This is a genomic window from Aureimonas sp. AU22 (assembly GCF_001463745.1).
Lineage (GTDB): Bacteria > Pseudomonadota > Alphaproteobacteria > Rhizobiales > Rhizobiaceae > Aureimonas.
In genome coordinates this window covers 1-24,696 of the sequence record NZ_BBWJ01000025.1, presented here as the reverse complement: position 1 = coordinate 24,696, position 24,696 = coordinate 1, and the positions used below count along the sequence as shown (strand labels likewise).

General features: G+C 67.2%; 21 protein-coding genes. 16 read left to right on the top strand and 5 right to left on the bottom strand.

What is annotated here, in order from left to right:
- Nucleotides 1-128 precede the first annotated feature (128 nt).
- The 10 genes from AUL34_RS08905 to AUL34_RS08860 all read left to right on the top strand — a co-directional run bounded on the left by AUL34_RS08905 (nt 129) and on the right by AUL34_RS08860 (nt 11,112).
- Nucleotides 129-545, top strand: a complete 417-nt coding sequence (locus AUL34_RS08905) for a hypothetical protein (RefSeq protein WP_061933339.1) — start codon at nt 129-131, stop codon at nt 543-545.
- Between the two features lie 48 nt (nt 546-593).
- Nucleotides 594-1,733 (top strand): PHB depolymerase family esterase, encoded by a 1,140-nt coding sequence (locus AUL34_RS08900; protein ID WP_082653257.1) that lies wholly within the window; start codon nt 594-596, stop codon nt 1,731-1,733.
- Nucleotides 1,734-1,889: 156 nt separating this feature from the next.
- Nucleotides 1,890-3,653, top strand: coding sequence for a radical SAM protein (locus tag AUL34_RS08895; RefSeq protein WP_061933337.1), 1,764 nt, complete (start codon nt 1,890-1,892; stop codon nt 3,651-3,653).
- Between the two features lie 108 nt (nt 3,654-3,761).
- On the top strand, nt 3,762-4,829 hold the full coding sequence (locus tag AUL34_RS08890; protein WP_061933398.1) for a spore photoproduct lyase family protein: 1,068 nt from the start codon (nt 3,762-3,764) through the stop codon (nt 4,827-4,829).
- A gap of 187 nt (nt 4,830-5,016) precedes the next feature.
- On the top strand, nt 5,017-5,709 hold the full coding sequence (locus AUL34_RS08885; protein WP_061933397.1) for a FadR/GntR family transcriptional regulator: 693 nt from the start codon (nt 5,017-5,019) through the stop codon (nt 5,707-5,709).
- Nucleotides 5,706-6,875, top strand: coding sequence for a PLP-dependent transferase (locus AUL34_RS08880; RefSeq protein WP_061933335.1), 1,170 nt, complete (start codon nt 5,706-5,708; stop codon nt 6,873-6,875). Before AUL34_RS08885 ends, AUL34_RS08880 begins: the two co-directional genes overlap by 4 nt.
- Before the next feature lie 35 nt (nt 6,876-6,910).
- On the top strand, nt 6,911-8,161 hold the full coding sequence (locus AUL34_RS08875; RefSeq protein WP_061933396.1) for a sugar ABC transporter substrate-binding protein: 1,251 nt from the start codon (nt 6,911-6,913) through the stop codon (nt 8,159-8,161).
- A gap of 72 nt (nt 8,162-8,233) precedes the next feature.
- The gene (locus AUL34_RS08870; protein WP_061933334.1) at nt 8,234-9,166 is read left to right on the top strand and encodes a carbohydrate ABC transporter permease; all 933 of its coding nucleotides are present in this window, start codon (nt 8,234-8,236) and stop codon (nt 9,164-9,166) included.
- Nucleotides 9,167-9,169: 3 nt separating this feature from the next.
- Entirely contained in the window at nt 9,170-10,012 is an 843-nt protein-coding gene (locus AUL34_RS08865) for a carbohydrate ABC transporter permease (protein ID WP_061933332.1), read from the top strand.
- A gap of 14 nt (nt 10,013-10,026) precedes the next feature.
- A complete protein-coding gene (locus AUL34_RS08860; RefSeq protein WP_061933330.1) occupies nt 10,027-11,112 on the top strand; it encodes an ABC transporter ATP-binding protein in 1,086 nt (361 codons plus the stop codon).
- A 244-nt stretch (nt 11,113-11,356) separates the two neighbouring features.
- Here AUL34_RS08860 and AUL34_RS08855 read toward each other — a convergent pair whose 3' ends face one another.
- Nucleotides 11,357-12,244 carry an alpha/beta hydrolase gene (locus AUL34_RS08855; RefSeq protein WP_061933328.1) on the bottom strand — a complete coding sequence of 296 codons (888 nt, stop codon included), beginning with the start codon at nt 12,242-12,244 and terminating at the stop codon, nt 11,357-11,359.
- Nucleotides 12,245-12,469: 225 nt separating this feature from the next.
- Between AUL34_RS08855 and AUL34_RS08850 the strand changes: the two genes are divergently transcribed.
- Nucleotides 12,470-14,620 carry a TonB-dependent siderophore receptor gene (locus tag AUL34_RS08850; RefSeq protein ID WP_061933327.1) on the top strand — a complete coding sequence of 717 codons (2,151 nt, stop codon included), beginning with the start codon at nt 12,470-12,472 and terminating at the stop codon, nt 14,618-14,620.
- Nucleotides 14,621-15,009: 389 nt separating this feature from the next.
- On the opposite strand, the gene AUL34_RS08845 is transcribed toward AUL34_RS08850, so the two are convergent.
- From AUL34_RS08845 to AUL34_RS08835, 3 genes are all read right to left on the bottom strand, one after another.
- A complete protein-coding gene (locus AUL34_RS08845; RefSeq protein WP_156420849.1) occupies nt 15,010-15,231 on the bottom strand; it encodes a hypothetical protein in 222 nt (73 codons plus the stop codon).
- A 154-nt stretch (nt 15,232-15,385) separates the two neighbouring features.
- Entirely contained in the window at nt 15,386-15,781 is a 396-nt protein-coding gene (locus AUL34_RS08840) for a hypothetical protein (RefSeq protein WP_156420848.1), read from the bottom strand.
- 83 nt (nt 15,782-15,864) lie between these two features.
- On the bottom strand, nt 15,865-17,091 hold the full coding sequence (locus AUL34_RS08835) for a glycosyltransferase family 4 protein (RefSeq protein WP_061933322.1): 1,227 nt from the start codon (nt 17,089-17,091) through the stop codon (nt 15,865-15,867).
- Nucleotides 17,092-17,285: 194 nt separating this feature from the next.
- Here AUL34_RS08835 and AUL34_RS08830 point away from each other — a divergent pair, with 194 nt between their 5' ends.
- The 3 genes from AUL34_RS08830 (at nt 17,286) to AUL34_RS08820 (ending at nt 21,718) form a co-directional block, all read left to right on the top strand.
- On the top strand, nt 17,286-18,731 hold the full coding sequence (locus AUL34_RS08830; RefSeq protein ID WP_192845721.1) for an oligosaccharide flippase family protein: 1,446 nt from the start codon (nt 17,286-17,288) through the stop codon (nt 18,729-18,731).
- Nucleotides 18,728-19,834 carry a polysaccharide pyruvyl transferase family protein gene (locus tag AUL34_RS21865; protein ID WP_061933319.1) on the top strand — a complete coding sequence of 369 codons (1,107 nt, stop codon included), beginning with the start codon at nt 18,728-18,730 and terminating at the stop codon, nt 19,832-19,834. The genes AUL34_RS08830 and AUL34_RS21865 overlap by 4 nt, the downstream gene beginning before the upstream one ends.
- Nucleotides 19,835-20,473: 639 nt before the next feature.
- On the top strand, nt 20,474-21,718 hold the full coding sequence (locus AUL34_RS08820) for an O-antigen ligase (protein ID WP_082653254.1): 1,245 nt from the start codon (nt 20,474-20,476) through the stop codon (nt 21,716-21,718).
- Nucleotides 21,719-21,868: 150 nt separating this feature from the next.
- Here the strand turns inward: AUL34_RS08820 and AUL34_RS08815 are convergent, their stop codons facing one another.
- Nucleotides 21,869-22,282 (bottom strand): helix-turn-helix domain-containing protein, encoded by a 414-nt coding sequence (locus tag AUL34_RS08815; protein ID WP_061933315.1) that lies wholly within the window; start codon nt 22,280-22,282, stop codon nt 21,869-21,871.
- 85 nt (nt 22,283-22,367) lie between these two features.
- On the opposite strand from AUL34_RS08815, the gene AUL34_RS08810 reads away from it, so the two are divergent.
- Together AUL34_RS08810 and AUL34_RS08805 are read left to right on the top strand one after the other, a co-directional pair.
- On the top strand, nt 22,368-22,979 hold the full coding sequence (locus AUL34_RS08810; protein ID WP_061933313.1) for an FMN-dependent NADH-azoreductase: 612 nt from the start codon (nt 22,368-22,370) through the stop codon (nt 22,977-22,979).
- A gap of 273 nt (nt 22,980-23,252) precedes the next feature.
- The coding region (locus tag AUL34_RS08805) for a methyl-accepting chemotaxis protein (protein ID WP_156420847.1) at nt 23,253-24,696 on the top strand (1,444 nt) is incomplete at its 3' end.

The window sequence follows — 24,696 nt, the reverse complement described above, 5'->3', positions numbered from 1 at the left end:
GGGATCCCGCGAGCCGACTTTCAGCGGCACTCGGTCGCACCATCGATCCCGTGCCCCTCGCCTCTTGTGCGCAGAACCCGGAACATCCATTTACCATCCACTTGGATGCATAATGGGAAAGTCGGGGCATGCCGAAGAAGGCCGTCGGACAGGAACGCGCCGGGGACAGCGAGAAGCTGACGCTGAACCTTGGATATGTCGATCTCGGACGCATCGACCTCCTGGTGCGCGAAGGGTTCTACGCGAACCGCAGCGACGTCATCCGCACCGCCATCCGCAAGCATCTCGACGCCCATGACGCCGAGCTGCGCCGATCGTCCGAGCGGCTGACGCTCGAACTCGGACTGCGCCGCTTCACCCGGGCCGACCTCGAAGGCGCCAAGACGGCGGGCCGGATCCTCCACGTCCGCGTGCTCGGCCTGGCGACCTTCGACGACGACGTTCCCGCGGAGCTCGCCCGCGAGACGATCGGGTCGATCACCGTTCTCGGGGGCCTCCAGGCCAGTGCGGCGGTCAAGGCCGCCCTCGCCGACCGCATTCACTGACGGGCCCGGTCCGGCTCGTCTCCAGGCCTCTTGTTGCAGGAAAACCGCATGGTCCGTTCCCTTCCCTTCCTGGCCGAGGCGCAACGCCTCGTTCTCTCCCGGCGCCTGTCGGACGCCACGGCGCTGATCCAGGAGCGCCTGGGCGGGGCCTCCCGACCGGTCGCCGGCGCGCCGGACGGTTTGCGTGGGCCGACGATCGAGCTGACGGTCGAGGCGGTGAAACCGGCACGAGGCAAGCCGCCGGCGAGCGAGCCGACGTTGCGCACCCGGCCGCGCTTTGCACCCCACGCTCCGATCCATCCCGGCCGGGCGGCGGAGCCTTCGCCGGACATGCCGCGCGGGGCCGAGTTCGCCCGCCTTGTGCACGAGGGTCCGGCCGGGCGACGCGCCTATCGTCTCTACGTGCCGGCGGCCGAGGCCAAGGGGCCGCGCCCGCTCGTGGTGATGCTGCACGGCTGCACGCAGAACCCGGAAGACTTCGCGCGGGGCACGCGGATGAACGTGGTCGCCGAGGAGGCCAACGTGCTCGTCGCCTATCCCGAGCAGGATCGCTCGGCCAATCCCAATCTCTGCTGGAACTGGTTCGACCCCGCGCACCAGGACGGCGGGACCGGCGAGCCCGCGATCGTGGCGGGGATCGTCGAGGACATCGCCCGCCGTCATGCCGTCGACCGCCGTCGCATCTTTGCGGCAGGCCTGTCGGCGGGTGGTGCGATGGCCGCCACTCTCGGATCGACGCGGCCCGACCTCTTCGCGGCCGTCGGCATCCATTCCGGCCTGCCGCATGCCAGCGCCCGCGACGTCGCAACGGCGCTGGCCGTGATGCGCACCGGCAAGGCGGGGGCGAACGGCGCCATGCCGCCGCGCGTGCCCGCCATCATCCTTCACGGCGCCCGCGACACGACCGTCCATCCGGCGAACGGCGAGCGTATCGCGGGTCTCGACGCGGCTCGGCATGGCTCCGGCGAGAGGATCACGGGCACCGAGAACGGACGGGACTTCACGCGCACGACGCTGCCCGGTGGCGGCCGGACACAGCCGCGGGAACACTGGCGGATCGAGGGCCTCGCGCATGCCTGGTCGGGCGGCGACGGCGCCGGGTCCCATGCCGATCCTGCCGGTCCCGACGCATCGCGCGAGATGCTCCGCTTCTTCCTGGAACAGGCGGCGTCGAGAACACGGGGATGATCCGCGGCGCCAGGGGGTGAACCGGGGCGTGGCCCGATCGCCACGGCGGCCCGGAGCCTTCGGTCCCGCCCGCCACGTTTCGGGCGGGAAGTGTTCCTAAGGTCATGGCCGACCCGCCCGACCACGGTTCGCTCGGTCCAACCCAAGGAACTCACCTTGTCGGTCACACGCAGTTCCCCTCAGCCGCGCTTCCAACTCATCCTCATCAAGCCCTCGCATTACGACGACGACGGCTACGTGATCCGCTGGTGGCGCGGGATGATACCCTCGAACTCGCTGGCGGCCCTCTACGGCATCGCCGCCGATTGCGCCGACCGGGAGGTGCTGGGTCCGGGCATCGCCATCGACATCGTGGTGATCGACGAGACCAACACGCGGATCGATACCCCCGCGCTTCTCGCTCAGCTGCGCGAGCAAGGCGGCTTCGGCATGGTCGCGCTGGTGGGTGTTCAATCCAACCAGTATCCAAGGGCGCTCGACATCGCGCGCCCCTTTCGCGAGGCAGGCGTTCCGGTGGCGATGGGCGGCTTCCACGTATCGGGCTGCCTTGCCATGCTGGACGGCGACGCGGTCGGGCTTGGCGCCTGCCGCGAGATGGGCATCTCGATCTTCGCCGGGGAAGCCGAGGGTCGGCTGGACGGGGTGATCCGGGATGCGGCGTCCGGGCAGCTCGCGCCCCTCTACGATTTCATGAAGGACCTGCCGGGCCTCGAAGAGGCTCCGACGCCGTTTCTGCCCAAGCGCTATGTTGAGCATACGCTCGGCCTCAGTTCGAGCTTCGATGCCGGGCGCGGCTGCCCCTACCAGTGCTCGTTCTGCACGATCATCAACGTCCAGGGCCGCAAGTCGCGCTTCCGCTCGGCCGACGACGTGGAGCGGCTCGTGCGCACGAACTGGGCGCAGGGGATCTCGAAGTTCTTCATCACAGACGACAATTTCGCGCGCAACCGCCAGTGGGAGGCGATCCTCGATCGGCTGATCCACCTGCGCGAAGTGGAGAAGATCCCGATCGGGCTGATGATCCAGGTCGACACGCTCTGCCACAAGATCCCGCACTTCGTGGAGAAGTCGAAGCGGGCCGGCGTGACACGCGTCTTCATCGGGCTCGAGAACGTCAACCCGGACAACCTCATCAACGCCAAGAAGCGGCAGAACAAGATCACCGAGTATCGGCGGATGTTGCTCGACTGGAAGGCGCAGGGCATCATCACGCTGGCCGGCTACATTCTCGGCTTTCCCGCCGACACGCCGGAAAGCATCCGTCGCGACATCGCGATCATCCAGCGCGAACTGCCGCTCGACGTCATCGAGTTCTTCTGCCTGACCCCGCTGCCCGGCTCCGAGGACCACCAGACGCTCTGGCGCGAAGGCGTCGCGATGGATCCCGACCTCAACATCTACGACGTCGAGCATGTCTGCACGGCCCATCCGAAGATGACGAAGGGGGAATGGGAAGCCATCTATCGCGAGGCCTGGGCTCTCTACTATACGCCGGCTCATATAAGGACGCTTCTGCGCCGCGCCGTCGCGACCGGCGTTCCGGTCGGCAGCCTCGTGAAGATCCTCGTCTCGTTCGCCACCACCGTGCGCCTCGAGAACGTCCACCCCCTCCAGGGCGGGGTCCTGCGGCTGAAGCATCCCTCGGAACGGCGGCCCGAGATGGCCCGGGAAAGCGCGTTTGTCTTCTGGCCGCGGTTCGCCTGGGAGACCGCACGCAAGCATGCCTCGCTGGCCAAGGCGATCGTCCAGCTGGTGGTGGCCGCGGTGGCGATCACCCGCTCGAAGGAGGCTGCGAACTACATGGATCAAGCGCTCACGCCGGTCGGCGAGGACGGCGACGCGACGCTCGAGCTGTTCACGCAGACCACCGGCGGGCGCGCCAGTCTTGCCCGCGCGAGGCCGATGGCGCGACCGGCCTGACCGGAACCCATCCCGCGCAACCGGACGGCGGCGCCTGGCAGGAAGCCAGCGGGCGGGCCGATCGGTGAACGCATAGGCATGACGGGGCGACGGCCCCATATGGCAGGCATGCCAAGCCCTTCCCAGCTCCTCGCCCCGAAGCGGATCTATTTCGAGCCGGCCGTGCTCGGCTTCGAGCGTGGCCGCGAGATCCTCGCGCGGTTTGCGGACGCGGAGCGCGTCGAGGTCCAAAGCCACACGCGGATTCCCCAGCTCTACGGCGACAGCGCGTCGGCCGAGGACTGGTTGCGCTTGAAGCGGGACGTTCTGGTGCTCGGAGTGAAGAAGGGCCTGCAGATGCGCCCGAACGGGCGGAGCGCCGACTTCATCGCGCCCTCGTCGTCGAACGGCTGTGCCATGGCCTGCTCCTACTGCTACGTCCCCCGCCGCAAGGGCTACGCGAACCCGATCAGCGTGTTCGTCAACGTCGGGCAGGTGATCGCGGCGATCCGCAAGCACGCGGCGGCGACCGGACCCAAGGCGGCGCCGAACCAGGTCGACCCCCGCGCCTGGGTCTACGACCTCGGCGAGAACGGCGATCTGTCGGTCGACGCGCTGGTGTCGGACAACGTGCGCGACCTCGTGGCCGCCTTCCGCGACCTTCCGCATGCGAAAGGGTCGTTCGCCACGAAGTTCGTGAACCGCGACCTTCTCCGCTACGATCCGCAGGGCCGGACGCGCGTGCGCTTCTCGCTGATGCCGGCGGAGATGGCCAAACTGGTCGATGTGCGCACGTCGCCGATGGACGAGCGCATTCGCGCGATCAACGATTTCGTGGAAGCGGGCTACGAGGTCCACGCCAATTTCTCGCCCGTGGTCGTCCACGAGGGCTGGCAGGCGGAATGGCGGCGCCTCTTCGCAGAGATCGACGACGCGCTGACGCCCGCGGCCAAGGCGCAGCTGAAGTGCGAGGTCATCATGCTGACGCACAACGAGGGGCTGCACGACCTCAACATGTCCTGGCACCCGAAGGCCGAGACCTTTCTCTGGCGGCCCGACATCCAGGAGGAAAAGCGCAGCGAGAACGGCATGGCGAACGTCCGCTACCGGCATGGCTGGAAGCGCCAGTGGCTCGACCAGCTGCTCGGCTGGATGGGCGAGACGATGCCCTATTGCGGCGTGCGCTACGCGTTCTGAGGTGCCCGACGTCGCAAGCCTGACCCGGTGGGTCTGCTGACGGGACGGCCCGGACCAGGTCGCCCCTTTCACGCTTGCGGGTATCCGTCTGGATTCGCTGGACGGTTGACCGCACTGAAGTGATGATGTCTGCTGTCAGACAACATCGTTCGGGAAAAGCGGAGGCGAGACGAGCGTGACCGACGGGCTGGCCCGCCTCCCTCCCGCCAACCGGACGCGGGCCGCGATCGACATCGTCGCGGACTACATCGCGCAAGCCGGTCTCAAGCCGTCGGAGCGCCTGCCGACGGAACACGAACTGATGGGGGCGCTCGGCATCGGCCGCTCGACGGTGCGCGAGGTGATGCGTCACTTCCAGGCGCTGGGCGTCGTCGAGACGCGGCGCGGCAGCGGCTCGTTCCTGCGCCGGAGCATTTCGGCGGCGACCGTGCACATGCCCCTGTCCTTCGATCCCGGCCCGATGCGCGATGGCCTCCTGCGCACGCTCGACGTTCGGCGCGGACTGGAGGTCGAGGCCAGCATGCTCGCGGCCGTCAGGGCCGAGGCGGCCGATATCGAGACCATGCGCGCGACGTTGGAGGAGATGGAACGCGTGCACCTGGAGAAGGGCACGGCGGGGCGCGAGGACCTCGCCTTCCACCTCTCGATCTACGATGCCACGCGCAACCCGCTGTTCGGCCAGTTGCTGGCGCAGATGCGGGAGGCCTTCGAGCTCTTCTTCGAGAAGCCCTTCGACCGCCCGGACTTCGCGCGCCGGTCCTTTCCGTTCCACCGCGAGCTGTTCGACGCGATCCGGGCCGGCGATCCGGCCGGCGCGCGGGAGAAGACGTTGCAGATCCTCGCCATCGTCGAGGAAGACATCAAGGACATGTCCCAATGATCGACGGGATGGACTGGTTGGAGCATGCGGCCGGCATCGTGGCCCACGACGCGCCCAACGCCTATGCGGCGGTGGTGCCGCCCATCGTGCAGACCTCGCTCTTTACCTTCGAGTCCTATGCCGAGATGGAGGCGGTCTATCGCGGTCTCAAGCAGCGTCCGGCCTATTCGCGCGGGCTGAACCCGACCACGCGCATCTTCGAGGAGAAGGTGGCCGCGCTGGAGGGCACCGAGGACGCGCTGTCGTTTGCCAGCGGCATGGCGGCGATCTCCTCCACGGTCCTCACCTTCGTGTCGCCCGGCGAGCGCATCCTCGCGGTCCGCAACGTCTACCCCGACGCCTACCGCCTGTTCGAGACCTTCGCCAAGCGCATGGGCATCCGGGTGGACTATGTCGACGGGCTCGATGAGGCGGCCGTGAAGGCGGCCCTGCCCGGCGCGCGGCTCTTCTACATGGAAAGCCCGACGAGCTGGGCGATGGAGGCGCACGACGTCGGCGCGCTGGCGGCGCTCGCCCGCGAGGCCGGCGTGATGACCGTGATCGACAATTCCTGGGCCTCGCCGGTCTTCCAGAACCCGATCGCGCTCGGCGTCGACCTCGTCCTGCATTCCGCCTCGAAATATCTCGGCGGCCACAGCGACGTGGTGGCGGGCGTCGTCGCGGGTCCGTCGAGCCTCGTCGCGCGCATCCGGGGCGAGACCCATCCCTATCTCGGCGGCAAGCTGTCGCCCTTCGAGGGCTGGCTCCTGATCCGCGGCCTGCGCACGCTTCCGATCCGCATGAAGGCGCACGAGGCTTCGGCGCTGACGATCGCGCAGCGGCTGAAGGCCCACGAGGCGGTGGAGGGCGTTTCGCATCCCGGCCTTGCCAACGCCCTGCCGCTGGGGCTGCGCGGCACGTCGGGCCTGTTCTCCTTCGTGTTCCGCGAAGGCGTCGACGTGGTGCGCTTCACCGACGCGCTCTCGACCTTCTCGCTCGGGGTCAGCTGGGGCGGCCACGAGAGCCTCGTGGTGCCCGGCGCCATCGTGCGGGCGCAGGCGGCGCAGCCGAACTCCGCCGTCGCCTTCGGCATCCATCCGCGCTCCGTGCGCCTGCATATCGGCCTGGAGGGGGTGGATCTTCTCTGGCGTGACCTCGAAGCGGCCATCGCGGCCGCGACGCTCTGAGCTTTCAAGACGACCAAAAAAGGAGGAATGGCATGATCAGGACGCTTCTCACCGCCACCATTCTGGCCGGGCTCGGCGCCGGCCCGAGCCTTGCCCAGACGCTCAAGCTGACCGAGGTGATCACCAGCCCGGAGCGCACCGCGACGCTGCGCGAGATCGTCAAGGGCTTCGAGGCCGAGAACCCCGGCGTCACCGTGGAGATCACCTCGCTGCCCTGGGGCCAGGCCTTTGAGCAGTTCGCGACCACCGTCTCGGCCGGCGAGACGCCCGACGTCGTGGAGATGCCCGACACTTGGCTGGCGCTCTACGCCAAGAACGGCGCGCTGGAGAATCTCGAGCCCTACCTGAAGGACTGGCAGTACACCGCGGGCCTCAACGACCGCGCGCTTCAGTTCGGCCGCGCCGTCGACAACACCGCCTACATGCTGCCCTACGGCTTCTATCTCAGGGCGATGCTCTACAACAAGGACGTCTTCAAGGCGGCCGGCGTCGAGGCGCCGCCGAAAACCCTGGCGGAGTTCACCGCCGCGGCCGAGAAGATCAAGGCCGCCGGCAAATCCGCCTATTGCCTGCGCGGGGGCCCGGGTGGCCTCAACGGCTGGGTCATGTTCGGCGCGACGGCGAACGGCGACAACACCTTCTTCAAGGAGGATGGCACCTCGACCTTTTCCGAGCCCGGCTGGGTGAAGGGCCTGACCTACGTGGTCGACCTCTACAAGAACGGTCATGCGCCCAAGGACTCCATCAACTGGGGCTTCAACGAGATCGTGGCGGGCTTCTATTCCGGCACCTGCGCGATGCTCGACCAGGACCCGGACGCGCTGATCGCGATCGACGAGCATCTGAAGCCCGAACAGTACGGCGTCGCGCCGATGCCCAAGGGCGAGGCCGGCAAGGCCTTCCCGACGATCGGCTATGCCGGCTGGTCGATGTTCGCCGCCAGCGAGAACAAGGACCTCGCCTGGAAGCTGATCGCGGCGCTCGAAGGTCCCGAAGGGAATCTCGCCTGGAACAAGCGCACCGGCGCCCTGCCCGTCCACAAGTCGGCCGAACAGGACCCGTTCTACGCGCAGGACAAGTTCAAGGGCTGGTTCGAGGAACTGTCGGACGCGAACGTCGTGCCGACCGTGATGCCGACCGACCTCGAGGAATTCGCCTTCTTCAAGGATTCGCTCGTCATCAAGACCAGCCAGGAAGCGCTTCTCGGCTCGATCTCGCCGGAGGAGCTTGCCAAACAGTGGGCGGACTACCTGACCGCCGCCAAGAAGAAGCAGATGGGCAACTGACCCCTTTGCCGAACCCCGGAGGGCGGCCGTGAGCCGCCCTTCCCCCCTCCTCCCACCATCGGCGAAGCGCTCATGACCGTGATCGGCCAAACCGGCTTCCCGCCCGGAGCCCAGGCCCCGCGCCGAAGCTGGACCGCGCGCCTCGAGCCCTACCTCTACGCGGCGCCGGCGGTGATCCTGATCCTCGCGATCATGCTCGTGCCGCTCGTCGTCGGCATGTCCTACGCCTTCCGCGACATCCGGCTGATGAACCCGTTCAGCGGCGGCTTCGTCGGGTTCGACCAGTTCGTGAAGCTGTCGGGCGACAGCGACTTCCGCCTGGCGCTCGGCAACACCGTCTTCTGGACCGCGACCTCGGTGGCGCTCCAGTTCACCTTCGGCCTCATCCTCGCGCTCCTCCTCAACCGTCCCTTCACCGGACGAGGCCTCGCGCAGGCGCTGGTCTTCCTGCCCTGGGCGGTGCCGAGCTTCCTCTCCGGCCTCGACTGGGCCTGGCTGTTCAATCCGGTGGTCGGCCCGATCCCGCATTGGCTCACGGCGCTGGGGATCATGGACACGCCCTCCAACATCCTGGCCGACCCGGACCTTGCGATGTGGGGGCCGATCGTCGCCAACGTCTGGTGGGGCATCCCGTTCTTCGCGATCACGCTTCTGGCCGCGCTCCAGTCGATCCCGCGCGACATCTACGAGGCGGCCGCCATCGACGGCGCCGGAGCGTTCGAGCGCTTCCGCTCGATCACCCTCCCCCTTCTGGCGCCGACGATCGCGATCACCATCCTCCTGCGCACCGTCTGGATCGCCAACTTTGCCGACCTCATCGTGGTGATGACCAACGGCGGCCCGGCCGACCGGACGCAGATCGTCGCGAGCTACATCTTCACCACCGCCTTCCGGCGCCTCGACTTCGGCTACGCCTCGGCCATCGCCATGGTGCTGCTCGTGCTCCTGATGATCTATTCGCTGCTGCTCGTGATGCTGCGCCAGACCCTCCTGAACAGGTCCTGATCCATGGCCGCCGTTGCCCGCCGGCGCCTCGTCGGCACCATCGCCCACCGCACCGCGATCCTCCTCTACATCGTGGTCGCGCTGTTTCCGCTCTTCTGGCTGCTCAAGGTGTCGGTGACGCCCAACGCCCTCCTCTACAGCGAGGGCGTCCGGCTGTGGCCGTCACGCACGAGCTTCGAGCATTTCGCGTTCGTGCTCGAGAACAGCGACTTTCCGCTGTTCTTCCGCAACTCGCTGATCGTCTCGCTCTCGACCGCCGTGATCGTCACGCTGATCGCAGCGGGCGCCGGCTACGCGATGTCGCGCTTCCGCTTCCGCGGCAAGTTCTGGCTGGTCGCCCTGATGCTGGTGACGCAGATGTTCCCGCTCGTCATGCTGATCGCGCCGATGTTCCGCATGCTGGCGCCGCTCGGCCTCACGAACAGCCTCACCGGCCTCGTGATCGTCTATTCGGCGTTCAACGTGCCCTTCGCCGTGTTTCTCATGCAGTCCTTCTTCGACGCGATCCCGAAGGATCTCGACGAGGCGGCGATGATCGACGGCGCCAGCCGCTTCCAGGCGTTCCGCGAGATCATCGTGCCGCTGACGCTGCCGGGCATGGCCGCGACGCTCGGCTTCGTCTTCACCGCCGCCTGGAGCGAGCTTCTCTTCGCGCTGATGCTGATCTCCAAGACGGATGCCAGCACCTTTCCGGTCGGGCTCCTGTCCTTTGTCTCGAAGTTCGGCGTCAACTTCGGGCAGATGATGGCGGCCGGCGTGCTGGCGCTCATCCCCGCGCTTCTCTTCTTCCTCCTCATCCAGCGCTTCCTCGTGCAGGGCCTGACGGCCGGCGCGGTCAAAGGCTGAAGGGCACGAACGACATGGCCACGATCGACCTCCACGCCGTCCAGAAGTCCTTCGGCCCGATCCATGTGCTGGAGCCGGTCGACCTCCAGATCCGAAGCGGCGAGTTCGTCGTCCTGGTGGGCCCGTCGGGCTGCGGGAAGTCGACGCTGCTGCGCATGATCGCGGGGCTGGAGGAAGCCACCGGGGGCGACATCCTCATCGCCGGGCAGCGCGTCAACGACATGGAGCCGAAGGACCGCAACATCGCCATGGTGTTCCAGTCCTACGCGCTCTACCCGCACATGAGCGTCGCCGGGAACATGAGTTACAGCCTGAAGCTGCGGAAGACCGCGAGGGAGCGGATCGCCGAGGCCGTGAAGGGCGCGGCCGAGACGCTTGGCCTCGCGAAGCTCGTGGACCGCAAGCCCCGCGCGCTCTCCGGCGGCCAACGCCAGCGCGTCGCCATGGGACGGGCCATCGTGCGCCAGCCGCAGGCCTTCCTGTTCGACGAGCCCCTGTCCAACCTCGATGCCCGGCTGCGCGAGCAGATGCGCGCCGAGATCAAGAAGCTGCACCAGCGGCTCGGCGCGACCTCGATCTACGTCACGCACGACCAGATCGAGGCGATGACCCTCGCCGACCGGATCGTCGCGCTCGACGCCGGCCGTATCCAGCAGATCGGCACGCCGCTCGACCTCTACCAGCGACCGGCCAACCGGTTCGTTGCCGGCTTCATCGGCTCGCCCGCCATGAACTTCGTCTCGGGGCGCTATCGCGCAGGGGTCGAAGGCCGATCGCCGCACCTCGACGCCGACGACGCGTCGATCCCGCTCGGCGACTTGCGGATCACGGACGGCCGGGCGGTGACCGTCGGCATCCGCCCCGAGCATATCGCCTTCGCCGGACCGGAGGCACCTTATGCCATCGACTGCGCGGTGGAACTCGTCGAGCCGACCGGCGTCGGCACGATCGTCCACCTGCGCTTCGGCGACGTCGCGGTGAAGGCTTACCGGCCGGGCTACGGCGAGTGGAAGGCGGGCGAGCGACTGCGCATCCTCGCCCCTTTCGAGCATATCCATGTCTTCGACGGCGAGACGGGCATGCGGATCGAGCACGCCTGAGCGACCGGCGCGCAGGCGAAAGCCGCCGACCCCATGGAGACCACGAGCGGCGAGTGGGTGCCCGCGCCGGCCCTGTCCCGCCTCGGCCGCGTCGTCCGGCGGTTCGGCGAGTGGGAGGTGGTCGGCGGCGGCGGCGCTCTGATCGGGCCGGAATTCGAGGGGGCCGACGAGTTCGAGATCACGCCTGCCCGCCGCTCCCCTCGAGAGTTGACTGCGCCGCGACCGTGCCCGCGTTCGGCCGACGTCATCGGACGGCGTCGATCTCGAACGCCGTGCGCACCGCCCGCGAGACCGCAATGGGCAGCATCGTCATGTGGGTTTCGCCGGGATAGATCTCGCATGCGACGCGCGTGCGGGGCAGCGCCGAGAGGCGTGCGGCCATCTCCCGCGTGAGTTGGAGCGTGCGCGCGGTGCGGGCGCCGGACAGCCGCGTCTCGGTGTCCTCGCGGCCATACTGGAAGGGCGCAAGGGTCTCGCCCTCGTATTCGCCCACTGAGAGATGGATCACGACGTCCCTGTCCCGCGGTGTCGCGGCGAAGCGTCGCTCGCTCTCCAGAAGACCGCCATCCTCCCAATAGATGGTCGGACTGGCGGCGACATAGCGCGAGAACGCCTGGCAGCCCGAAAACAGGGCGTGCAAGGCGAAGAGGCCGCCGAACGAATGGCCGAACAGGGTGCGGCGCGCGGGATCTATCGGCGCGAGGCCGCCGAGAAACGGCAGCACCTCGGCCTCGATGACGTCGAGGAAGCGCTGCGCGCCGCCCGTGCGCACCGCCGGCCCGCCCTCCGAGAAGGGCGGGTAGGAGCGTCCCGGCGGCGGCGAGAGGTCGAACGATCGACGCAGCGGATCGTAGGCGTCGTCCGTCGGATAGCCGATCGCCGCGATGACGCCCGGCCCGACATGGGTGCCCATCGGATAGCTCGACTGGACACGGAGCGCGTCGACCGCCGTCGCGATCATCGCGTTGCCGTCGGTGATGACGAGAAGCGGCCATCCCTCGGGCGGCGGCTCTCCGGCCGGTCGATGCACGAAGACCCGCCACGGCCCGGCCTCCGACGTTCCGAGGTCGAAGGAGCGCGTCCGCCACAGGGAATGCGCACGACCGTCGGTCGAACTGCCTGAAGGACTCACGCGCCTGTGACCTTTCTGCCGCAGTGCACACGTGTCGGCAAAGCCCAACGCCGTCCGTCGTGGTCCGAAGAATGTCTCAAGGCGCTGTTTTTCCTTCCGATTTCTCTCGCCGCACCCGCCGCATGCCGGATCGAACGGGCGTCAGTCAAATATTGACTATGCTTGTCATGTTTTCCTACGCAGTCGATCGACTGGTCACAAGTCGCGTCTTTCGAGGATCCCGCCATGTTCGCTGCCCGCCCCGCCCCGCGCGCTCTCGCCGTCGCCCTTCTGGGATGCACCTGCCTCACGGCGATCGGTGCGACGGGGGCTCGCGCGCAGGACGTGATCGAGCTCGACACCGTCACGGTCGAGGGCAGCGCCGGCACGCCGACGCCGGGCGAAGGCGAAGGCAGCGGCCTGGAGACGGACGGCTACGTCGCCAAGGCGGCGGATGTCGGCACCAAGACCGATACGCCGCTCAACAAGGTGCCGCAGTCCATCTCGGTGGTCTCGCGCCAGCAGCTCGAGGACCGCAACGTCCAGACCCTGTCGGAGGCGCTGACCTACACGCCGGGCGTGCGCGTCGGCGCGTTCGGCTTCGATCCGCGCTTCGACAGCTTCTCGATCCGGGGCTTCGACGTCGTCTACAACGGCGTCTACCGCGACGGCCTGCGCGAACTCACCGGCAACTTCTCGATCTTCAAGACCGAGCCCTACGGCCTGCAGGGCGTCAGCGTCCTGAAAGGGCCGAGCTCGGTGCTCTACGGCGGCGGCTCGCCGGGCGGCATCGTCAACCTGACGTCGAAGCGCCCGACCGACGCGCCGTTCCGCGAGATCGAGACGCAGATCGGCAACAACGACCGCTACCAAGCCCAGTTCGACGCGTCCGGTCCGCTGGCCGGAAACGACAACGTCCTCTACCGCATCACCGGCCTCGCCCGGACCGCAGAGACCGATCTCGCCAGCGTTCCCGACGACCGCACCTTCATCGCGCCGGCGCTGACGCTCCGGTCCGACGACCGCAACACGCATCTGACGATCCTCGGCGAATACGCCGACATCACCACCGGCGGCAACGCGACCTATTTCAACCAGAACGGCCGCCCCACCGGGCTCGAATCGGGCGATCCGGCCTTCGGCGACTTCGACCAGCAGCAGGGCCGGATCGGCTACGAGTTCGAGCATCGCTTCAACGAGACGGTCGCGGTGCGCCAGAACCTGCGCTACGCCCACATCGACGCGGACGTGAAATACACCTCGATCGGCGCGCTCTCGCCGGACGGGCTGACGGCCAGCCGGTCCACCGGCCGGATCGTCGACGACCTCGACTCGATCGCCGTGGACAACCAGGTGCAGGTGAACGTCGATACCGGCCCGGTCGCCCACACGCTGCTCGGCGGGCTCGACTACAACCATGTCGACGTCGACGACAAGATCGGGCTCGGCACGGCGCCCGACCTCGACCTCGTGACCCTGAACTACGGCACCCAGCCGATCCCCTCGCCCGCGCTCGACTTCGTCGCAACCACGACGCGGCAGAGCCAGACCGGCGTCTATCTGCAGGATCAGCTCGAATACAACCGCTTCGTGCTGACGCTCGGCGGGCGCTACGACTGGCTGGAGCAGGAGGCGTTCAACCAGTTGAGCGTCTCGACCAGCGCGCAGGACGACCACAAGTTCTCCGGCCGCGCCGGCCTCGCCTACCTCTTCGACAACGGCATCTCGCCCTATGTCAGCTATTCCACGTCGTTCTCGCCGGTGATCGGCAACAGCTTCTCGGGCGACGCCTTCAGCCCCTCGGAAGGCGAACAGGAGGAGATCGGCGTGAAATATGCGCCGAGCGAGGTGAACCTTGCGATCAACGCCGCGCTCTTCCGCATCCGGCAGACCAACGTCCTTGCGAGCGACCCGAACAATCCGAACTTCCAGATCCAGCGGGGCGAAGTCGAATCGAAGGGCATCGAGCTGGAGGCCACGACCAGCCTGATGGCAGGGCTGAATCTCACCGCCGCCTACACCTATCTCGACCTCGAGATCACCGCGGGCGACAACGAGGGCAACGCCCCCTCGGGCATCCCGGAGCACCAGTTCTCGATCTGGAGCGACTACACCGTGCAGAGCGGGGCGGCCGAGGGCCTCGGCTTCGGGGCGGGCGTCCGATACCTCGGCGAGAGCTTTGGCGACGACACCAACACGTTCCGCAACGACTCCCGCATTCTCGTCGACGCGTCGCTCTCCTACGATTTCGGCAAGGCCAACCCCAAGCTCGAGGGCGTCAGCGCCCAGATCAACGCCAAGAACCTCTTCGACAAGCGCGCCGACAGCTGCCAGGCCGGCTACTGCTACCGCGACGAAGGCCGCAACGTGATCGGATCGCTGCGATATCGCTTCTGACGAGCGGGTAAGCGGTCGGAGCCTTCGCTGGTCCGACCGCGATCACCACCGCGACCGTTCTCTCCTCGGGGTCGCCCATCCCCGACGACACGTCGACGGACCGCCGTTGGACAGGTCGTATCCCCCGACGTCTGCGTGCGCGCTCTCCGGTCCCGGCGTCGCGCGAGCTCCTGGGGTTTCCGGGATCGACCGACGGACTCGGCCGGGGTTCGGTTTTCGGCGGGCTGGCCGGCGGGCGGCGGCGGCGCGAGGGCTGCCGTCACGGCACCGGGTTACGCGACCTCGTCGACCGAAATCGCGTGCCCGCTCCTCGCCGGGCATGTCGTCGTCATGCACAGCCGTCCCGCCACGACGCCGCAGTCGTGCGAGCCGCGACGAACAGCATCCGCCTAGATCTGACGCTCGAGCCAGTCGGCGGCGCTTTCCGGAACGGCCCGGTATTCCCAGCCGTCCGTCGTCCGCCGTCGCCAGAGTTGGCCGAGGCCGTCCCATCGCGTGCCGTCGGTCAGGCGCACAGCGGACATCACGCGCCATTCGTGCCAGTGCGACGCATCCGCCGGCTCCATGCGGTCGAGGCAAACGTCGATCAAACGGGAAAGGGGTCTGCGCATCGGCAAGCGGGCTTCCGGTCTGCGGGGCACCATCGGCGCCCGACAATTGCGTCCTTCTTGATGGGAGATAGGGGATCCCCGGCAAATTGCTGCACCCCAGCATGAACGACGAAGCCGCCGGCTTGCGACCGGCGGCTCGCCCATGCAGCATCGATCAGGCGATCAGGATATCGGTGTGGTCGAGGAAGCCGAGCGTCTTGCCGATGAAGGCGATCGCCTGCGCGGCGCCGGGATCGGAGCCGTCGGCGTCATAGGACAGGCCGCCCGTGGTCCGGCTGCGGATCAGCTGCGCATCGGTTCCGACCGCCTCGCCCGAAAGGGAAAGAGCCGAGGCATCGAGGATGCCGTCGTCGTCGGCATCGAGGTTCGCGAAGACGGATCCCGACAGTTCGATCCTGTCGTCGGAGCCGAAGTCCCAGATCGAGTCGCGATCGGCAGGCCCCATCTCGGCAAAGAAGAGAGTATCGGCGCCGCCCTCGCCCTGCGGGTGAAGAAGACGTCGTCTTCGTTCGTACCCTTGAAGAGAGGAGCCATGCGTTCCTTCCGTCATGCGACGCAGGACAGACTAGGCGGCGCGCCGCCGGCTTGCCGACGTCGGCCGCGGGCAGCGGACGTTCCGCCCCCGGCGTTCCGTCACGAGACGCCGGCGCCGGCGAGCGATCCGTCCGCGCACCGCAGAACAGCCTGCGCGGCGGCCTCCGGCGAGAAGTGGCGGAGGTAGGCCTCTGTCCTCTGCGACAGCTCCATGCAGACATCGGGCGCGTTCAGGCATGCGACGAGCTGGGCGGCGAACTCTTCCTCATCGTCGGCGAGAAGAAAGGGCGCGCCCTCGACCGGGAAGCCGTGGGCGCCGACGCGCGTCGTCACGCAGCCGAGCCCCTCGCGGAAATAGTCGACCATCTTGATCTTGATGCCGCTTCCCATCCGGACCGGATTGACGGCCACCGCGGGACGGTGGGTCAGCGAGCCGAGGTCGTCGACCCGTCCCCAGCAGACGACGTTCGGATGGCCCTCGAACAACGAGCCGATCGATCCCACGACGTCGAGGACCGCGCCGGCGTGAGCGGCCAGCACGTTCGGCCAGACCTTCTCCAAGAACCATCGCAGGCCATCGACGTTGTGATGGGCTGACGAGCCGATATACAGGACGCGCCCCGAGCGGGGATCGATCCGCCGTTCGAGCGGGCCTGCGGGAACCGCGGGATAGAGCGTCGCGACCGCCGAGCGCGGGGAGAGCCGGCCGTATGTGGCGGCGTCGGCGTCGGAGATCGCCAGGATGGCGTCGAAACGGGAAACGAGGTCCCCTTCCATGCGGGCATCGACGCGCGGCGTCACCTCGAAACCGTTGGCTTCGAACGAGGCGACCCTTTCGTGGAAGACGTCGTGCCCGACGAGGACGGTCCGTGCGCCGCCCACCTCCTCCGGCACGTACGGCGCGCGGAAGATCGTGTCCACGAAGACCACCTTCGCCTCCACGCTTCCCAGCATCCGCCGCACGGTGTCGATCTCATGCTTTGCGGGGAAGCGCTCGATCTTGACGCGTTTGCCGATCGGGTTCCCGGACGGCCTTCGCGACGACAGCCGACGCTTGGCATACCGCGCGACCGGCAGCACCGAGGGGACGACGAACCGCCCGCCCCCGAGGGGAAGGGCGTGCGCGAAGCGGACGGTGACGCCGGGATCGTCGGTCGGGATCCGAAACGCGATCCGGTCGAACCGGCGTCCCGCGACCAGGATCAGGACGCGCCAGCCGAGCGCGCGGATCGCCCGCAGCACCGCGGCATTGTAGCTGGCAGCACCGCTGTGATGGTCCTGCGGGAACTGATCGACGAGTAGAACCGCATCAAACGTCTCGCGCATAGTGCCCGCACCCATTCCATTACTTGGATTTGGATCGAATGCGAGGCAGCCGCACCGTCGCATCGATCCGCAGAACGCTTATCGGCGAACGTTTACACCTTCGGGGCGGTGTGCGACACAGCAAACCAGAGGGCACCGCAACATGATGCGCTGCCTCAGGAGATTGCCAGTTGGTCGCCGCCGGTGCAAGCAGCTTGAAAGCAAACGTCGTGTGGTCGGCGGCTCGGAACTGGGTCGTTCGACTGGGATCGGCAGTCGTCTTCTTCATCCTGGCGAGAATTCTGCCACCCGAGCAGATCGGATTGTTCAGCGCGGCGCTCGCGGTCATAGCCTTTGTTGAGATCGTCGCGGAAAACGGTCTGGGCGACGCCGTCATCCAGTCGTCGCGCTTCACCGACGAAATCGTCGTCGCGGCCCTGTGGTGCAACCTGGTGATCGGATCGGCGACCGCGGTCGTTCTCTACACCATATCCCCCCTCTTGGAGGATTGGCTGCAGGCGCCCGGACTTGCCGCCATCTTGTCGACACTGATCCTGGCCGTCCTTCTGAACTCGATCAGCTACGTTCCGCAGGCCGTGATGCGGCGGAAATTCCTCTATAAGTCGCTTGCTATACGAGCGACGGTCGCCACCGGCGTATCCGGCCTCGTCGGCCTCGCCCTCGCGATCGCCGGCTACGGCATCTGGAGCATGGTGGTCCAGTTCAACCTGTTCTGCGCGTTGAACTGCCTGATCGTGTGGCGCGTCAGCCCCATCCGGCTCTTCGTCCGGCCCGACTTCGGCCACCTCCGCCAGCTCATGCAGTTCGGCTTCCAGATCTTCCTGTCGCGCGTCCTCTACTTCGCTTCCACGCGCATCATCGAATTCGTGCTGCTCTACAAGTTCGGTCCCGTGACGCTCGCCTACTACATCATGGGATCACGCATCACCTTCATCGCCAGCCAGCTTCTGACCGCGGTCACGGTCGACGTCGCCCTCACCTCGTTCTCGCGAAGCGTTTCCGACCTGCCGCGGCTCGTCGGCATGTATCTCGATTCCCTGAGCTTCAGCACCTTCGTGTCGGTGCCGGTGTTCGTGGGCCTGGCCGCCATCGCGCCGGAATTCTGCACCGTGGTGTTCGGCGAAAAGGGAGAGAACGCGGTGCCCTTCATGATCGCGACGTCCGTGCTTCAGGCGGTGCTCGCCGGCCAGGCGCTGAACGGGAGCCTTCTGAGTGCGCGCGGCTTTCCCGGCTACTCCGCCTGCATCCTCGTGCTGCAGAGCGTGCTGGCGCTGGCCGTTCTCCTGCCGGACTGGCAGATGACGGCGAGCCATTACATCTTCGTCTACTGCGGGGCGATCGCCTCCACCACGATCGTGTACTTCCTGCTTCTCAGGCACGTCATATCGATCCGGTTCGCCGACTTCGCGGCCGTGATCTTTCCCGCCTACGCCGCATCGGTCCTGATGTATGCCTGCATTGCCGGCGTTCGATACGCGCTGGATCGCTCGATCGGCGACCTCGGCCTCCTCGTCGCGACCGTGCTGACCGGGATCATCGTTTATACGGGCTTCATGGCGGCCCTCTATCCCGCCTACCTTCGAAAGAACGTGGGTCACATCTGGTCCAGGAAGAACCTCGGAAAAGGCGCGAAGGCATGAAGCTGTTCTACTACAAGGCTCCGGGCGGAAACTTCGGGGACGACCTGAACGCCTGGCTCTGGTCGTCGGTGGAGCCGCAACTCCTGGCCGACCCCGACGACGGCTACACGCTGGTCGGGATCGGCACGCTTCTCGGGATCAAGATGCCGGCCGATTCCGGCATCAAGCTGGTCATCGGCACGGGAACGGGGCTGGAGCAGCCGCAGCCCCTCGACGACACCTGGAAGGTTCTCGGCGTCCGGGGGCCGCTAACGGCGCGCGTCCTCGGGCTGCCGCCGACGGCGGTGGTCGGCGACGGCGCCTTCCTCCTGCGATCGCTTGCCGCCTACCGCACCGCCCCCCCGACGCGCAGCGGCGTCGGTTTCATGCCGCATGTCTACGCCGCCAGCCTCGGCGATTGGGGGGACGCGTGTCGGCAAGCCGGCATCACCTATCTCGATCCGCGCGCCGAATGCCGGGAAACGCTGGACACGATGCATTCGTGCTCGATGGTGCTCGCCGATGCCATGCACGGCGCGATCGTCTCGGACACGCTGCGGGTGCCCTGGGTGCCGCTGATCTCGTCCTGCGAGATCAACACCTTCAAGTGGCTGGACTGGGCGATGTCGGTGAAGGCTGCGTACCGCCCGACCGAGCTGCGCTACATCTCCGTCCTCCACGCCGTGCGGGACTGGTACTGGCCGCTGACCGGCTGGAACCACAAGGCCGACGCGGCGCTGATCGAATCCTACGATCCGCAGGATCCCCGCTCGACGGACTCGATCTTCGAGCGGTTCCTGGCACGCCGGCACGCATCGCCCCTGAAGCGACGCCTCAACCGAGCGGCGCAGGGCGTCTGGCGTCGTATCCTACTCCCGACCCTGAAGGGACTGCAGCGACGGGGCCTGTTCGAGCCCATCGATCGCAGGCTGCGGGCCCGCGTCGCGGCGCAGTTGCGCGAACTTGGCACCCGCCAGGGCATCCTCAGCGAGACGGCGGTCCTGGACAGTGCCGTCGAGCGCCTGAAGGCGTGCGTGCGTTCCGCCCGCGAGCTTGCCGACGGCAGCGCTGCGGCAAGCGCGCATGGGCGGGGACCGGCCGGCCTCGACGCGCGCGACGCCTGATCGCATCGAGGCGGGGCCGCCGGCTCCGCCTCGAACGCGTCATCCCGCCGGTGCGCATGCGACGGCGGGCTCGCGGCACCGCAGACGCCTTCGCCGGCACCGCACCGTCCGGTCTCTGCGGCGCCTGGATGGGGCGAGGAACGGCGGCCTATGGATGTGTTCGCCCCCTCCTCGACACCTCGATGCGCACGGTCTAGAGCAGGGTGTTGGCCATGGATCGAAGCCGGACGAACGTGTCATCGAACCCGGAGCGCGGAGTCACGACCGAGATGGCAGCCGGCGCCGAATCCGTCATGCGATCCAACGCCGGGATGGCAGGAAACATTCGCTTCGCCTTCCCGGAAACGGGCGCATGCTCTCGCCCGTCCGCCGGGCGCCACGTCGCGTTCCTCAAAAAACCCGCGTTTGCGATCCATCTGCGACCCTTGCCGTTCATCAGCTCGCCGCAAGCAAAGCACCGGCGCATTCCCGGCATCCGATCCCCCGGTCGGACGCTGGTATCAGGCGCCCTCGCTCGCAGTCTCGTGGCAGCAGGCCGTGCGCCTGCGGGCGCATCCGCCGCCTGGTCGCCGCAGACGGACGGGGCAGGTAATGGAATGACGGCTCGGCCGGATCGCGTCCAGGGAAGGTTTGACTAAGATGATATTCCGATGGACGTTCATGGTGGCCTTCTCGGTCTACATCATCAACATCCAGACCGTTCTGGGTGTCGGCCTGGCGAACCCGATCGAGAAGTCGCTCTTCCTGTTGGCGGCGATGTCGTGTCTCCTCACCCGCAAGGTCGACTTCACGGTCATCTTCATTCTGTTCCTGGTTCTCTGCCTCGTATTCCTGCAGACCATCTTCGTCGATTATCCCGGCTTCAGCTGGTCGATCCTTCTGGGTGCGATCAACCAGTTCGTCATCATCTACGCCTTCCTCGGGATGTACCCGACGGTGAGGGACCGAAGCGTTCTTCTGCGGTTCATCTCGTACCTCGCGATCGCATCGTCGGTTCTGGGGGTCGTCTACGGAGCCCTCGGCATCTGGGAACCGGTCCGGGTCGAGTTCGCGACCGGTGGAGCAAGATTCCGGGGCACGCTCTTTGCCGCCGCGTTCCTGTCCGGCGTCGCGATGATCAGCACCTTCGCCGCCCTGCAGGTCGTCCTCAAGGAGGGCCGCAAGTTCTATGCCGTGCTGGTCCTGGCGAACTTCATGATCCTCCTCCTCTCCGGCGGACGTGCGGCACTCGTTCTGACCCTCATGGTCTGCGCCGCCTCCGTCTTCATGGAACGAAGCATTCGTTTCTCCTCGAAGATCGGCATGCTCGCGGGCGGCTTCACGCTTTTCGCCGCCATCTTCGCGACGGCATGGGAACGCATCCTCAATCGCTTTCTCAACAGCGGCGACAACGGGCGCGAAATCCTGTGGGACTATATCGAATCGCTCAATCGCCAATATCCCAGCGGCATCGGCTTCGGTCACCAGTATTTCTCGGCGCCCGAATACGTGAAGATCATGACGGGCACCTATGCGGCCCACAACGACTTCCTGCGCATCGCCCTGGAATTGAGCTATCCGGGAATGCTCGTATTCTACGGACTGATGGCGCTGGCCATCCTTCGGGTATCATTGCGCGGTACGCTGAATGCCGGGCCGCTCCTGGCGGTCGCGTTCCTGGCATTCCTCATCCTGTCGAACTCCGACAACGCCTTGGCCACGCCACCCTATTTCCCGCTGCTTCTGGTTGCGTATCTCGCTTCCATCAAATTCTTCCGTGCCCCGGCGACGGCCGTCGTGGCCCCATCCGGGGAGGAGGACGGCTGGCGCGAGGTGGGCAGGCGTACGCAGGCGCAGGCCTTCAAGGGACCATTGGTGCCGCCGGGAACCCTGGAGCTGAGATAGACCGATCGCCCTCCGACCGAGACGTCATGGCGCCGGCCTCCGCCCGTTCTGCCTCGTGAAGGTCGGCGCAGCGAGGCCGCACCGCTCTAGCGGGTCGGGCCCGCGGAGATCGCCCACCATCCGCTGCAACGCGGAGACGAGGCGAGGCGGTCAGTCGCCCCGTGCGGAAGGGCTGCCCTCGTCACCGCCATCGAACCGGATCTGCGCCTCTGCGATCTGCCGTTGATACGCGAAGGCCCATTCGCCGAGCGCCTCGACCGGCGTGCGCAGCGAATGGCCGAGTTCGGTCAGCTCGTAATCCACCCGTGGCGGGATGGTGGGCGTCACGCTTCGCGTCACGAGCCCGTCCCGCTCCAGCCCCCGCAGCGTCAGGGTCAGCATGCGCTGCGAGATGCTGCCGATGGCCCGCTTCAACTCGTTGAAACGCCGCGGCCCGTGCCGCAACTGCATGATGACGAGCACGGACCATTTGTCGCCGATCCGTGCCAGAACCCCGCTGACGAGACGGCATCGATCCGCGTCATGCAGATCGGTCGTGGTTACATCGGTGTGCTTCGGTGCCAAGAATGTGCCTCCTTGCGCCGTGCGCGGCAGGTTCCTTATTGAGCGTCGGTATCACATCGATACCGGTCACACAAAGGCACCCCCCGTGAAGCTCCTTCATATCGACACCTCCATCCTCGGTCCGAACTCGGTCAGTCGCATGCTGTCCAAGGCGACGGTGGATCGCCTGGTGAACGAGATCCCCGGTCTTTCGGTGACCTACCGCGATCTCGTCGCCGATCCGATCTCCCACCTCACCGGCCGCTATCTGGCCGGGCAGACCCCCGAGGTCCGGCACGATCAGGCGCTTCAGGAAGACTTGGCGCTCGGCGGGCGGGTTCTCGAGGAGTTCCTCGATGCGGACGTGGTGGTGATCGGCGTCGCCTTCTACAACTTCGGCATTCCCAGCCAGTTGAAGGCCTGGATCGATCGCATCGCGGTCGCGGGCAAGACGTTCCGCTACACGGCGAACGGTCCCGAAGGCCTGGCGGGCGACAAGCGGGTGATCCTGACGATCGCGCGCGGCGGCCACTACGGCACGGGGTCGCCTGCGGCCTCGATGGAGCATGCCGAGACCTATCTGCGCTCGCTTCTGGCGTTTCTGGGCATCCGGCAGCCGGAGGTCGTCGTTGCGGAAGGGTTGGCGATCGGTCCCCAGCAGCGCGAAGACGCCACCCGCCAGGCCCTCGACGAGATCGGCAATCTCAAGGCGGCCTAAGGCCGGAGGAAGCGGAAGCGACGGCGAAGGTCGTTACGTCGCTTGGCTGCCATGGAGGGTACGACTTCGCGGGGCAGCCCGGAGAGCGGACCGGCAATCGTCGGGTCCGCGCTCCTTCGCCCCGGCAGATCGTCTCTTCGAGCGTTTTCGAGGCGAAGACGCGGCGCGGTTAACCGTGACTTTAGAGACGGATCGTAAGTGTAACATCCGTTGCATCTTGCGGTTACGTGTGGCTTCGGCGTCGAGGTCCGCCCCGGGGTGTGGGGGGATATCATGTCGACTTACCGAACCGCCGTGAAACGTCCGCTTTGGATCTCGATCACGGCCTGCGGCTTTGCAGCCGTTCTGTTCGCCAGCGGCGCCATCGGTGGGCTGGCCTGGTATCGCCAGACGCAGATGAGCGACGAAACGGTGCAGGCGGAGTTGCGCAACGACCTCGGCTTCATCCTGGCCGACATCGAAGGGCAGAAACGCGCCGCGTCCGGACTGGCGCTCGCGTTGGCCGGCGAGCCGGAGACGGCTAGCCTGATCGAACTCGGCCTGCGCGATCAGATCGTCTCCCGATACGCGCCCAGCCTTCCCGACATCGTCGCAAACGGCTCGCTGCAGCTCATCAGCTTCGTCGACCCCTCCACCACCGTCGTCGCGCGCATCCATACGCCCGACAAGTTCGGCGACCAGATGAAGGGTCGTCGCAAGACGGTGGAAACGGCGCTGCGCGACGGAAAGCTCGCCGTCGGGATCGAGCCGGGCCGCACGGCGGTCAGCGTGTTCGCGAGCGCCCCCGTTCGCCGGGACGGCAGCGTCGTGGGCGTCGTCGACGTCGGAACGATGCTGACGGAAACCTACTTCCAGCATCTCGCGCAGGCGATCGACGGGGCCCTCACGGTCCAGGTCGTGAGCGACGGCCAGCTGAAGACGCAGGCGTCGACGCTGGCGGGCGGGGCGTTGCTGACCCCCGAGGAAACACAGGCGATCTTCGACGGCGGGACGCGCGAACGGGTTACCGCGCTCGGCGGCATCGACTACGCGGTGACCGGAACCGTGCTGACCGACTTTTCCGGCCAGAAGATCGGCGTTCTCGAGATCGCGACGGACGTGACGTCGACCGTGCAGGCCGCGCGGTCCGCGGTCTGGACGATGCTGGCCTGCACCCTCGCCATTTCGGCGCTGGCCCTCATCGGCTTCATGCTCTTCGCGCGCCGGCTCGGCGTGTCGATCAGCAAGCTGACGACGACGATGGGCACGCTGGCGGCCGGCGATCTGTCGGTCTCGGTGGACGGGCAGAAGAGGTCGGACGAGATCGGCGCGATGGCCCATGCGGTGGACGTGTTCAAGCAGGCCTCGGTCGAGAAGGTGAGGCTGGAATCCGAAGCGGAGGCGTCGCGCCGTGCGGAGGCTTTGCGTCGGGAGGCCCAGGCGGAGGCGGATCGGGCCAAGGCGCGCGAGCTCGAGGGGTTTGTGGCCGACATCGAGGCCGGCTTCGTGCGGCTGGCGGCGGGCGACCTGACGGCGCGCATGGCAAAACCCGTGGCGCCCGAGTTCGAGCCGATCCGGGCTGAGTTCAACGGCTCGCTGGAGAAGCTGGAGCGCACGATGGGCGCGGTGGTCGGCTCGATCGGCACGATCCGCACGGGCCTTGCCGAGATCAACGTCGCCTCCAACGATCTCGCCCAGCGCACCGAGCAGCAGGCGGCGAGCCTTGAGGAGACGGTGG